The sequence below is a fragment of the Arthrobacter sp. SRS-W-1-2016 genome (assembly GCF_002009585.1).
Taxonomy (GTDB): Bacteria; Actinomycetota; Actinomycetes; order Actinomycetales; family Micrococcaceae; genus Arthrobacter; species Arthrobacter bambusae_A.
In genome coordinates, this window is the sequence record NZ_MTPV01000048.1 from 1 (window position 1) to 12309 (window position 12309).

General features: G+C 64.5%; 14 protein-coding genes. 4 read left to right on the top strand and 10 right to left on the bottom strand.

The window, feature by feature from the left end; all coding sequences use genetic code 11:
- Window positions 1-77 precede the first annotated feature (77 nt).
- Both BMF89_RS11730 and BMF89_RS21605 read right to left on the bottom strand, forming a co-directional pair.
- Complete coding sequence (locus BMF89_RS11730) at window positions 78-536, bottom strand: Lrp/AsnC family transcriptional regulator (protein ID WP_078107285.1); 459 nt, start codon at window positions 534-536, stop codon at window positions 78-80.
- 39 nt (window positions 537-575) lie between these two features.
- Window positions 576-845 (bottom strand): hypothetical protein, encoded by a 270-nt coding sequence (locus BMF89_RS21605; RefSeq protein WP_139359635.1) that lies wholly within the window; start codon window positions 843-845, stop codon window positions 576-578.
- A 211-nt stretch (window positions 846-1056) separates the two neighbouring features.
- On the opposite strand from BMF89_RS21605, the gene gluQRS reads away from it, so the two are divergent.
- From gluQRS to BMF89_RS11750, 4 genes are all read left to right on the top strand, one after another.
- Entirely contained in the window at window positions 1057-1965 is a 909-nt protein-coding gene (gluQRS, locus tag BMF89_RS11735; RefSeq protein ID WP_078107286.1) for a tRNA glutamyl-Q(34) synthetase GluQRS, read from the top strand.
- Window positions 1966-2979 (top strand): NADP-dependent oxidoreductase, encoded by a 1014-nt coding sequence (locus BMF89_RS11740; RefSeq protein WP_078107287.1) that lies wholly within the window; start codon window positions 1966-1968, stop codon window positions 2977-2979. It begins immediately after the preceding gene.
- A gap of 68 nt (window positions 2980-3047) precedes the next feature.
- Window positions 3048-4175, top strand: a complete 1128-nt coding sequence (locus BMF89_RS11745) for a serine hydrolase domain-containing protein (protein WP_078107288.1) — start codon at window positions 3048-3050, stop codon at window positions 4173-4175.
- Between the two features lie 8 nt (window positions 4176-4183).
- Window positions 4184-4717 carry an HD domain-containing protein gene (locus BMF89_RS11750; RefSeq protein ID WP_078107289.1) on the top strand — a complete coding sequence of 178 codons (534 nt, stop codon included), beginning with the start codon at window positions 4184-4186 and terminating at the stop codon, window positions 4715-4717.
- A gap of 26 nt (window positions 4718-4743) precedes the next feature.
- Here BMF89_RS11750 and BMF89_RS11755 read toward each other — a convergent pair whose 3' ends face one another.
- From BMF89_RS11755 to BMF89_RS11785, 8 genes are all read right to left on the bottom strand, one after another.
- Window positions 4744-5286, bottom strand: coding sequence for a DUF1003 domain-containing protein (locus BMF89_RS11755; RefSeq protein WP_078107290.1), 543 nt, complete (start codon window positions 5284-5286; stop codon window positions 4744-4746).
- 182 nt (window positions 5287-5468) lie between these two features.
- Window positions 5469-5618, bottom strand: a complete 150-nt coding sequence (locus BMF89_RS21610; protein WP_139359636.1) for a lmo0937 family membrane protein — start codon at window positions 5616-5618, stop codon at window positions 5469-5471.
- 171 nt (window positions 5619-5789) lie between these two features.
- Complete coding sequence (locus BMF89_RS11760) at window positions 5790-7001, bottom strand: HipA domain-containing protein (protein WP_078107291.1); 1212 nt, start codon at window positions 6999-7001, stop codon at window positions 5790-5792.
- Entirely contained in the window at window positions 6998-7231 is a 234-nt protein-coding gene (locus BMF89_RS11765; protein WP_139359637.1) for a helix-turn-helix transcriptional regulator, read from the bottom strand. The genes BMF89_RS11760 and BMF89_RS11765 overlap by 4 nt, the downstream gene beginning before the upstream one ends.
- Window positions 7232-7507: 276 nt before the next feature.
- Window positions 7508-8167 (bottom strand): hypothetical protein, encoded by a 660-nt coding sequence (locus tag BMF89_RS11770; protein WP_078107293.1) that lies wholly within the window; start codon window positions 8165-8167, stop codon window positions 7508-7510.
- Window positions 8168-8247: 80 nt separating this feature from the next.
- The gene (locus tag BMF89_RS11775; protein WP_078107294.1) at window positions 8248-9570 is read right to left on the bottom strand and encodes a GNAT family N-acetyltransferase; all 1323 of its coding nucleotides are present in this window, start codon (window positions 9568-9570) and stop codon (window positions 8248-8250) included.
- Window positions 9571-9656: 86 nt separating this feature from the next.
- On the bottom strand, window positions 9657-10526 hold the full coding sequence (locus BMF89_RS11780) for a fumarylacetoacetate hydrolase family protein (protein ID WP_078107295.1): 870 nt from the start codon (window positions 10524-10526) through the stop codon (window positions 9657-9659).
- 259 nt (window positions 10527-10785) lie between these two features.
- On the bottom strand, window positions 10786-12303 hold the full coding sequence (locus BMF89_RS11785) for an amino acid permease (protein WP_078107296.1): 1518 nt from the start codon (window positions 12301-12303) through the stop codon (window positions 10786-10788).
- Window positions 12304-12309 lie beyond the last annotated feature (6 nt).

The window sequence follows — 12309 nt, forward strand, 5'->3', positions numbered from 1 at the left end:
ATCCCCTGGTTCATCCCGCCACCCCACACCGACCCGCAGCGGAAACCCCGAAGAAACCACTACTTCCAAATATGAGCTCACGCACCCAGCAGTCCCGTCGTGCGGTATGGAATCACCTCGCGCAGGAACATGCTGGTGGACGTGCGCACGATTCCGGGGCACAGCCTGATCTCTTCGGAGACCCGGTATAGATCGTCTGGGCTCGTGGCGACCACGCGGATGATGAGGTCGGTGTCCCCTGCTGGCGCATGGCATTCAAGCACCTCGGGGATGTCGCGGAGGGCAGCGATCGCCTCGTTCAGCCGGCTCTGATCCAACTCTGCACTCACCGCCGCCGCGACGCCGCGGCCCAGCGCCGAGGGCAGCACCCGGCTGCTGTTCGGACGCAAAGCGCCCGACGCCGACATGCGCTCCAGGCGCGACTGAACGGTTCCGCGCGCCAAGCCCAAGCGCTGGGCGAGGACCATGATCGGCACCCGGGGGTCGTCGTCGAGCGCGGCAAGGATCCGCTTGTCCGTTGAATCCAGTTCCTGCATCGCTGCCGCTTTCTGCCTGGTTGCCGGGAGTTCGGTTGGTCAGAATGTCCAGCCGAAGCTATTCTCCCGCACCCGCCGAACCAACTCCGGCAAAGTGATCATCTCCTGTCCATCAATTGTCAAGAAAATGGTCAGATTGACCAGTAGTGATTGAGTCCGTTGCGCCAGCTGTAGTGTTGCTGTTGAAATAGTGGCAACGAAGGGAAAGGCTACCGCCGGACCCCGCAGGCTACGGATCTTCCGGTACACCACCCGGCCACCCGAAACACCGTCCCGCAAAGACGCAGCCGCTGATTGACTCTTGTTCACACATCGTCTTTCCGCACCCCGTCGGCCGAGCGCCGGCACCACCATAAGAGCCCCTGAGCCACCGAACGCGTTGCGGTAGCTGAGGGGCTCTTGTGCTGACCGGGTTGAACGGGGGTCCTCTCTTTGGCAACTAACGGTACGCAATTCTCCCAGTCTCCCGCACCCTCGCCGGAATCCTGCAGGCATGCCCGGCGACGCATAGTCTTGTGCCATGACTTCCACTGGCCGCTTCGCTCCGAGCCCCTCCGGCGAGCTCCACGTGGGCAATCTGCGCACCGCCATGCTCGCGTGGCTCTTCGCGCGTTCCACGGGCCGGAGCTTCCTGCTGCGCGTCGAAGACCTCGACCGCGCACGGGCAGGTGCCGAGGAAGTCCAGCTCCGGGATCTTGAAGCAATCGGCGTGACGTGGGACGGTGCCGTCGTTCGCCAGACGGACCGGGCCGGGCTGTACAACGACGCGATCGAGCAGCTCGCTGACGCCGGACTAACGTATGAGTGCTTCTGCACGCGGCGCGAAATCCAGGATGCGCCGTCCGCCCCGCACGCGCCGCGAGGCGCCTACCCTGGCACGTGTAGGAACCTTTCGACGGCGGAGCTCGAGATCCGGCGGGCCTCCCGCCCGGCCGCCATCCGGCTCCGCTCCGAAACGCATGAATGGACTGTGGAAGACAAGCTGCACGGATCCTACACAGGCGTCGTGGACGACTTTGTGCTCCGGCGGAATGACGGCGTCACTGCCTACAATCTGGCCGTGGTGGTGGATGACGCGGAGCAAGGCGTGGACCAAGTGGTCCGCGGGGACGACCTCCTGTCCTCCACACCCCGCCAGGCCTATTTGGCCTCCTTGTTGGGCGTACCCGTTCCGGAATATGCCCACGTCCCCCTGGTACTGAATCGCGACGGCGCCCGGCTGGCCAAGCGCGACGGTGCGGTGATGCTCGGCGAGCTCGCCGCCGTCGGGCTGCCTGCCGGGGAGGTGCGGGACGTGATCCTGGAATCGCTCGGCTTGCCGGGAGGGCCCCTTGGTGAGGCCTTGGGTAGATTTGATCCGGCCCGATTGCCACGCGGGCCATGGATATGGAATGGCATTCAGCAATCAACCCTCCGGAAAGGGGCCTAAGTGCTCGCCTATGTGCTGACCCGCTACGGCGGTGCCGACGCAATGGAGCTGCAGGACGTCCCGAGGCCGATTGCCGGTCCGGGCGAGGTCTTGGTCAGGGTGTTTGCCGCCGGGCTCAACCCCGTGGACTACAAACAGCGCGAAGGGGCAGTCCGGGTGATCACCAGGCCCAGGCTGCCTTTGGTGGCCGGAAGCGAACTGGCCGGGATCGTGGAAGCCGTGGGACCGGGCGTCACCCGCTTTTCCACGGGAGACCGGGTGTTTGCGCGCGTGGACAAGACCCTGTTGGGAGCCTTTGCCGAGCACGCTGCAGTCCACGAGGATCTTGTGGCGCTCATGCCCCGGTCGCTCAGCTACACGGAGGCCGCGAGCCTTCCCTTGGCCGGCCTCACCGCGTTGCAGGCATTGCGCGACGAGCTCAAGGTCAAGCCCGGGACCAAGCTGTTCATCTCCGGAGGCGCGGGCGGAGTCGGAACCCTTGCCATCCAGCTGGCCAAATACTTTGGTGCCGAGGTGACCACCACTGCGTCCCCGCGTGGAGAAGCGTTGGTACGGCGGCTCGGGGCGGACGCCGTCGTCGACTACACGAAGGAAAACCTGGGCGAAGTGCTCAGTGGCTTCGACGCTGCGCTGGACCTCGTGGGTGGCGAGACGCTGGGCCAGACGTTCAAGATCCTCAAGCCGGGCGCGAAAGTGGTCAGCATCGCCGGGATGCCCGAACCGCAGACGGCATTGAAGGACCTTGCGGCCCCGGCCTGGATGACCGTGTTGTTCTGGGCGGTCAGCCTCGGAATCCGGAGGCGTGCCCGTGAGGCCAACGTCCGGTACCGCTACCTTTTCATGCACCCCAGCGGCGAGGACCTGAAGTTCCTGGCACGCCTCGTTTCCGAGGGGAAACTGCAACCAGTGGTGGACAGCAGCTATCCGCTCGAAAAGATCGCCGATGCTTTCGCCACCCTGGAGCAGGGACGCGCCAAGGGCAAGATCGTGGTGACCATGGACACTCGCGGCTAGGCCCACTCTGCCGGGTTCCTTGGCCGAACGTAGCGAGGTTAGGGGGCAGAAGGGATTAGGCTGTCCGGGTGGATGCACAGACGATTGCCCCTGGATTCGAACCGGTAGCCGAACTCTTTGGCCGTTTCCTCAACGAGGACCCGGAATATTCAGCCCAGCTTGCGGCCTACCACCGAGGCGTCAAGGTGTTGGACATCAGCGGCGGGCCGCACAGCCGACCGGATTCCGTCACCGGTGTCTTCTCCTGCTCCAAGGGAGTAGCCGGGCTGGTCATCGCGCTGCTGGTCCAGGACGGCTTCCTGGACCTCGACGCCGAGGTGGTCAAGTACTGGCCGGAATTCGGCGCCGAAGGAAAGGCCGCGATTACCGTGGCCCAGCTGCTCTCCCACCAGGCCGGACTTCTGGGAGTCGAAGGCGGACTCACCCTCGCGGAATACAACAACTCGGAGCTGGCCGCCGCCAAACTCGCTCAAATGCGGCCGCTGTGGAAGCCCGGGACCGCCTTCGGGTACCACGCCCTGACCATCGGTGTCTTCATGGAGGAGCTCTGCCGCAGGATCACAGGGTACACCCTCCAGGAAATCTACGAACAGCGGATCCGCTCGGTCACGGGCGCCCATTTCTTCCTGGGACTGCCCGAGTCCGAGGAGCCCCGCTACGCCACCCTTCGTTGGGCCACAGACCCCTCCCAGCCGTGGATTGATCCGGCCAGCCACTTCGGCCTTTCGGTGAACTCATCGGTCGGGGAGATCCTCGACCTGCCCAACATCCGCGAGGTCCGCGCAGCCGGCCTGAGTTCCGCCGCCGGTGTCGCCAGCGCCGAAGGCATGGCCCGCGTTTACGCTGCGGCACTCACGGGACTGGCCGCCGACGGCGACCGACCCGCCGTCGCGCCCCTCCTCAGCGAGGAGACCATCCAGGCCGTCTCGGCCGAGCAGGTCTTCGGCATCGACCGGGTCTTCGGCGAGACCAGCTGCTTTGGGACCGTGTTCATGAAATCGCATGCCCGCTCGCCGTACGGCAGCTACCGGGCGTTCGGGCACGACGGCGCCAGCGCCTCTTTGGGGTTCGCCGACCCTGTGCACGAACTCGCTTTCGGATACGTGCCGCAGCAGGCCGAGCCAGGGGGAGCCGGATGCCGCAACCTCGAACTGAGCGCCGCCGTGCGGAAAGCAGTCACCGAACTGGCTCAGTAGGATGAAGCATGACCGAACCGAGATTCACCGTTGAAACAGCCATGGTCCTTGCCGAAGTGGCGCACAATCGCCAGAAGGACAAGCTGAAGCGGCCCTACCGCGAGCACGTGCTCGCAGTAGGGGATGCGCTCGCCGATTTCGATGACGACATCCGGATCGCAGGCTACCTGCACGACATCGCCAAGGACACGCCCATTACCAAGCAGGCGTTGCTCGACATGGGTGTTTCAGAGCGCGCCGTGGCCATCATCGAACGCGTAACGCGCCGTTTCCAGGACGACTCTGACAACGACGAAGCCGTCATGCTGCACATCGCACAGGACCATGACGCCACCCTCGTCAAGATCGCATGCAACGCCCACAACTCCGTGCCGGAGCGGGTGCGGGCGCTCGCCGAGAAATGGCCGGACAAGGCGCCCACCACGCGCTACGCAGACGCCCGGCAAGTGCTCTACAAGGCGGTCCCACGGGGCGAAATCCACTTGGTCCTGCAGCGCATCAACCCGGATCTGCTCTCCGAGATGGACCGGCTGGCGGGCTAGCAGTTCGGCCCGCAGGTCCCGCCGGCCTACGGTTTGGCCGGGTCATCCGGCCCCGGGTTGGTGGCGGCAGCAGCCTTCCGGGTAATGGATGCCGTGACTTCCGCCAGGACCCGCTGGTGGATCTCGGCGGTGAGCTCGTGGATCGCACGGGTCAGGTCGGTGTTCTCCTCGAGCAGGTGCTCCTGGGCGTTGTAGTCATGGTCCGCCTTCACCTGCTGGAAGGCCGCTTGACGGTTCTGTCCGATCATGACGAAGGTCGAGAGGAAGATCGCTTCGAGCGAGACGATCAGCGTCAACGTCGGCCACGGACTCTGCTCGAACACGAGCATCCACACAGCGAAGAGCAATATATGCAGGTAGACGAAGTTCATCGATCCGGCGAAGGCTGTAATTGCATCCGCTACTCGAAGCTGAATGCTTGCCGCCCGGCGCTCGGCCTCTGCCAGGACCGATGGGTGAAGCTTTTCCCGCTCGCTTTGAGAGAGCAATCGAGTGGGTCTCAGATAGGAGCGCGGATGCGGAAGAGTGCCTTTGGTGGGTGTCGATTGCTGTCCGGCCTGCTGTGCCATACGTTCAATCCCTTGGGTCGCGGCGAGCCCATCTCGCCTCTGAGAGCGAGCCTAGCGTTGCCATGCGCGCGAACCTAGGATCCAACGCTCGTGCAAGATGCGCCGAGTCGGGGCAGGGCGGGGTAGTGCCGGGGCAAGGGGTGCCCTGTCCCGGCGCCCGCGTGGTGGAAGGCGGTTCGTGCTTATACGCGGGATGATCTTCCACGAAGGAAGTGGAAGATCAGGACGATCACGGCAATAACCAAGAGCAGGTGAATGAACCCGCCGCCGATGTTGCCGATAAAGCCGAGAAGCCAGAGGACCGCGATAATGATGGCTATCCAAAGCAACATAAGAGTCTCCCTTTTGTGTACAGATGGAACTGCTGATTCTGCGCCCCGCAGCTCTGCGACCTGCGCAGATACCGCGTGGTGCCCTCACCTTATGTCAGGATCGGGTCCCTGTTAACGGGTACGCAATAAGCGATAGCAGGGTTCCGGTTTAAGAGGCCGAAGCAGGGAAAACTACCCGCTCATCAACCTTCGCCGATGCTTGAGCTCCTTGACCCAGTCCCTCGTCTGCAGCGGTCCGAATGGCAAGGTGCCGGCATCGAGCTCTGCGATGAGCGGCCCCGCAGCCTTGAGTGCGAGTTCCAGAACCCCCTCCGCCGCGCGCTCGGTCAGCCCGAGCTTCCCGGCCCAGGCAAGGAAGTGCTTCCGGGAGATTCCGCTCTTCTTGCCGCCGATTCCCAGCGCCAGGGTCTTGTCTCCGTAGACCACTGTGGAGGGGATGTCGTAAACCGGCGCGATGGTGTACTCGCCCTGCGGCGACTGCACCCCTGCCTGCGACTGCACCATCGACACGTTCTTCGCGTGGAGGTCGCCGTTGCCGCTGAGCCAGGCGAACGCGAGCTGGATAGCCAGGTTCCGCAAGGCCGGCAGGGGCGCGGAACAGTGGGCCGCCAACGCCGCGCAAACCTCGCCGAACGGCACGCTGTACTTGTCCGCGGGATAGAGTCCCAGCACTTGGGCCCCGTCCTCGACGGCGAGACGTACCGGAGCGCCGTCGGCTCCGGTGAGGCGATCGAAACGCTCCACGAGAAGCCCGGCCCGCCCGCCGACGTCGTGCACCAATTGCACGCTGCTCACCGGGATCCGCAGCTTGCGCGCATAACGGAACATGAGGAACTCGTTTTCCACGACGAACGGGAACTCCGGGGCATTGAGTTTGAGGATGAAGCGCTTGCCCGCTTGCGCCACCGGGAGTGAGATCATCCCGGCCGACAACTTGTCCTGCACACCCGCCAGAGCCACGGGATCGATCAGTCCCGAATCGCCCAGCAGCGCATCGAAGTCGAGCGGCAGCTTCGAATCGAGGACGACGGCGGAGCCTCCCTCCGTGGGCGGCTCACCGTGGGGGACGGTCTGGACATCTCCCACCGCATCGCCGCCCGCGCCCATGAGGAGCGCGAGCTCGTCGTCGGCGCTGGCCTTGACCGCGCGGCGCAGGGAATTCAGGCGGCGGCCTTCCGGGAGGAGGCCCGTGAAGTAGGGCGGAACCGCGCCGCTCGGTGTGAACACTGCTTCTTTCGTCAGCGGGAGCGTCGTGGCGACAGCCGGACCGCCCGAGTCGAGGTACCGCGGCAAGTAGCTGAACTTGGTGCCGCCTTCATGCCGCTCGATGCGCGCAGCCAGGACCCCCTGCTTGTAGACGTCGGCGATGCGGTGGAAGGTCATGACAGCTTGGATTGCTTGCCCGCGGCTTGCACCGCGAGCTCAAGGCCCAGCGTGCCGAGGACCGCGAGGAGTGGTTCCAATTGGACGGTGGTCTTCCCCTGCTCCACGAAGCGGATGAATCGTTCCGATACTCCTGCGAGGTCCGCGAGGTCGGACTGGCTCAGGCTGAGGGAACCGCGGCGGGCACGGACCGTGGTGCCCAGGGACTCGGTGAATTCCTTGGGGGACATGTCCATCCTTCAGGGTCTTTTGCGGGCATGCGCGTTGTGCACCTCCGGCACGTTCGTGCCGGTTTCACCATTTTCCGCCTACCTGGGAGGTGAATCAAGGGTTCGCCGCCGGGAATCGGCACGTTCGTGCCGGTCTCTTTCTAAGTGGCCGGGTGTGCCCTCAGCTTTTCGAGCGCCGCTTCCCGACGTGCGGCGCGTGGCGGTGCGATTCGGCTCCTGGGGATCGCGCCCGCCCATGCGCGACAATGCATGGCGCAATGGATACATGGACATGGTTCAGGGTACCGCCGGGAGGCCCCTTGGGTCCCGGGTCCTGGTGAGGGCTCCCGGGTTCCTTTTGGCCCACAACAGCAGCCCGATGTAGGTCAGGTCGAAAATGCTGCACAGGCCGCCAACGCCCAGGATGAACAGTGAATTCTCAAGCACCCCGAAGGTGATGGTGGGCGCCAGGGTCCCGATCCATTTCGCCACTGCGATCACCATGGATTGGCCCCGCACGCCGCGCCGGGCCGCGAACATGGCGATGAATAGCCCGGACATCAGGAGGTTCTGGAGGAAAGCCGCGTACCGGGAGGCCGGATCCCAATCGAACTCGGCGATGAAAAGCCACTGCACGGCGAACGACGCCAGGCCCAGCAAAACCGCCCATCCGATGAACAGAGGCCGCGTGACAAATCCGGGAAGCTCCCGCCGGCCAAACGCGAAGAATGTGTACACAATCGCGATGTCGGCCAACGCCCAGGCAATGTTGATGACGCCCTGCACGGAGAGTCTCGTGCTGAGCGAATGCACGGAGTAGATGACCTCCCACGCGAAGTTCAGACCCAGTGCCGCTGCCGGGATGGCGTACGTCCTGTCGCGGAACCCGATCCGGATCGCGCATATGTAGACCGTCGTCCAGGCGACGCCGCTCAGGATGGTCAGAAACAGGTTCACGGTTCCTCCTTCTTCCAACGCGGGGTCCCTTAGCGCCCATCAGGGGCCCCGACATGGGCCGTAAGTGACCCCGCGTTGCTCTAAACCCGGCCCAGTGCGTCGATGTCCTCGAGGAAGTCTTGGTGGACTTCGTCGCTGACGGTCGTGCGGGTGTCGGCGATGGCGTCGAGGTAGTCCTGGGTGACCGGCCCCTTGCGGGCGTTCGACGCCGGTGCGGCGCCTTCGGTGGGTGACGCGCCGGGAGCGCCGGCTGTGTAGACTGCTTTTTCCAACGCGCGCTGGGAGGCGCTGCGTGCCGCGTACTCAATGTCCGCGGGGGAGAAACCCTCCGTCCGTGACACCAGCAGCGCCACGTCCACGGAGTCCACCACGCTGGCGGGGATGAAGCGCTGCCACATGGCCTCGCGGGCGTGGACGTCGGGCAGGCCGATGGGGATGACGTAATCGAAGCGGCCGTGGCGCAGGAAGGCGGTGTCCAGGGCGCGGATGAAGTTGGTGGCGCACACCAGCAGCCGGCCGGGCTGTTCGCGGAAGGCGGGGATGATCTTGAGAAGCTCGTTGGTGACGCCCTGCAGCGGGGACGGCGGCTCGCCGGAGCGCTGGGACGCGATCTCCTCGACCTCGTCGATGAAGACGACCGCGTGCTCCAGTTCGGCGATTTCCAGGAACGTCTCGCGCAGCGCCCCGGCCAGTCCCTTGGGATCGGAGGCCAGCCGCGAGGGGAAGACCTCCACGAAGGGCCATTCGAGCCGGGAGGCGATGGCTTTGGCGAACGTGGTCTTGCCGGTCCCGGGCGGGCCGAAGAGCACGACGGCGCGCGGGGGCACCACGCCGTATTGATCGGCGAGGTCGGCTTCGGCCAGGGGCAGGACCAGGCGGCGTTCCAGGAGTTCCTTTTCGCGGCGCATGCCGGCGACGTTTTCCCACAGGTCCCGGGCAAGGATGCGGCCGCCGAGTTGGCTCAACGGTTCGAGTTCCTGGCGCTGGACCGGGATGGTCCGTTCGAAGTAGTGCAGGTTTTGCTTGAGCAGGAAGCCGCGGCCCAGGAACGCTTCGACACGGGTTTCGGACTCGGGCATGAGCGCCGAGAGCTTGTTGAGCCCGTGCGGGGTCATCCGGTTCTCGACGGCGGCCAGCAGCGAGGTGCCGATCCCGCGGCCACGGAACTCGGGCAGCGTGGCCAGGAAAACGATCCAGCCCTGGTCATGGGCCGCACGTCCGACGGCGGCACCCACCACCTGCTCGCCCTGCACCGCCACCACGGCGTGGTCCTTCTCGCACGACGCGAGGACCTCGGAGAGTGCATAGACAGGGTCCACGTTGTCCGCTTTGAGCGACTCCCACAGGTGCAGGATGCCGTCCATGTCCGAGGAATGGAAATCCCTGATACGCCAATTGCTCATGCCCTGCTCCTTGGTCGATCGCCATCGATTGCCTGGTGTTGAGCATAGGCGAACCGTTGGCGGAGAGGGGTTGCGTGGGCGTTGCGTTACGTGGCGGGGTGGAACTCTTTGCGCTGGCGGCCGAGCCCTTCTATTTCAATCTCTACAACGTCTCCGGTCTGGATATACGGGAAGCGGCCGGACATTGCCACGCCTTCGGGCGTACCCGTAATAATGACGTCTCCGGGCTCCAGCACCATGTGCTGGCTCAAGTGGTGGACAAGCGTGGCGGGATCAAAAATCAGGTCCGCGGTGGAGGAGTCTTGGCGAGCCTCGCCATTCACCCACGTGCGCAGCCGTAGTGCGCTTGCATCTATCTCGCCGGCGGGAACCAGCCACGGCCCTAGTGGGGTGGATTGCGGGAGGGTCTTGCCTTTGGTCCATTGCCCGGCAGCGCCGGGGAGCTGCAGTTCACGCTCGGACAGGTCGTTGGCCAGAACGTAGCCTGCGATGCACGCTGCAGCCTCGTCTAGGTCTGCCAAATAGGTGGCTTCCCGTCCGACAACAATTCCGAGTTCCACTTCCCAGTCGTATTTTTCCGACGAAGGCGGAATGGGGGCGGCGTCGAATGGTCCCGCGACGGTGTTGGAAGGCTTCAGGAAGACGACGGGCACTTCCGGCGGTGTGGCTCCAGACTCCGCCGCATGCGCGGCATAGTTCAGCCCGATCCCGACGACGGTGCCTGGCCGGGCAATCGGGGCGCCGACCCGGAGTCCTTCGGTGTGAACGGCGGGCAACCTCCCGGCGTCGAGCGCATCCTGCGTGGCGGCGATACCGCCGCCGGCGAGGAACGCGCCGTCGATGTCGGCAGTTAGCGGGCGCAGGTCGAAGGACTTTTCCAGGCCTTCGGAATCTGTGGCGATGACCACCGGCTGCTCGTGGCCGACCGGTCCTAAACGGGCAAATTTCACGTGCATTCTCTCCTTTGAGCTGCGGGTTGTCCTTCTTCCATGGTGCCACCGGTCTTCAAATCGGTCTGGTCACATTTCGCGGGAATCAGATGGCGAAGCGCCGCACAGCTCCTGGCACCCAACTAACTCGCATTTGTTGTCGTTATCAGGCCCCAAAACGACAACAAATGCGACTCAGTTGGGGGAGTTAACGCACGACGGCGGCACCCGGGTTCCGCGCGAACGGAACCCGGGTGCCGCCGTCGGGCACTCAGTACTGGAGGGACTAGATCTTGTCCTCTGAGCCGGCAACCGGCAGGTTGGCGATCACGGGGGAGCTGCCGGTGTAACCGTCCCGGGCTGCGGCGATCTCGTGGATTTGCTTGCGGCACATGTACCAACCAACCACGATGAGCGCACAGGCGATGGCCGTAACCAGCATGGTGAGCGGAGAGTCGATGAACACCATCACCAGCACGCCCACCAGGAAAAGCAGCGAAAGGTAGCCTGTGTAGGGGGCGCCGAACATCCGGAAGGAGGGACGCTTCACCCAGCCCTTGTCGGCCCAGCGCTTGAGCTGCATCTGGCACAGGACGATCGTGGCCCACGTGACGATGATGCCCACGGAGGCGACGTTGAGGACGATCTCGAAGGCGTCGGCCGGGACCAGGTAGTTCAGCGGAACACCGAGCAGGGAGACGCCGGCCGTGATGGCGATGCCGCCGTAGGGGACGCCGGCCTTGTTCATGCGCTGGGCGAACTTCGGAGCGGAACCGGCCACGGACATGGAGCGCAGGATGCGGCCCGTCGAGTACAAGCCGGCATTCAGGGAGGACAGGGCAGCGGTGAGGACCACGAGGTTCATGATCACGTCCACGCCCTGCACACCGATGTGGCCGAAGAAGGTCACAAACGGGCTGACACCCTTGACGTAGGAGGTGTACGGCAGCAAGAGCGCCAAGAGGATAACGGAACCGACGTAGAAGACGGCGATGCGGAAGACCACGGAGTTGATGGCCTTGGGCATGATCTTCTCGGGGTTCTCCGTCTCACCGGCTGCGGTACCCACGAGTTCAATCGAGGCGTAGGCGAACAGCACACCCTGCATGAGGATGATCATGGGCAGGATCCCGTTGGGGAAAATCCCGCCATGGTCTGTCAGGAGGCTGAAGCCGACTTCCTGGCCCGGTACCGGCGTGCCGAAGATGACGAAGAAGGTGCCGACCAACAGGAAAGCAACCAGCGCGGCCACCTTGATGAGCGCGAAGTAGAACTCCATTTCGCCGAAGACCTTGACCGAGACCAGATTCAGGCAAAGCACCACCAGAAGCGCGATCAGTGCCCACGCCCACTGCGGAACGACGCCGATCCAAGGCACATATTTGCCGAAGAAGTTCATATAGAGGGCCGCGGCGGTGGTGTCCACGATGGTGGTGGTCGCCCAGTTGATCCAGTAGAACCAGCCGGAGACAAACGCGGCCTTCTCGCCGAAGAACTCGCGGGCGTAGGAGACGAAGGAGCCCGACGACGGGCGGTGCAGCACGAGTTCGCCGAGGGCGCGCAGGATCAGGAAGGCAAAGAAGCCGCAGACTGCGTAAGCGATGACGAGGGAAGGGCCCGCCGCGTTGAGGCGGCCTCCGGCGCCCAGGAACAGGCCGGTGCCGATGGCACCGCCGATGGCGATCATCTGGATCTGACGCGGCTTCAGGCTCTTGTGATAGCCCTTGTCCTCGGCATGGAGGAGCTTTTCAGTGGAGTGCGCCTGTGATGGGACCGTGTGGTCCGTGATGGGTGCATTGGTCATGGGAAT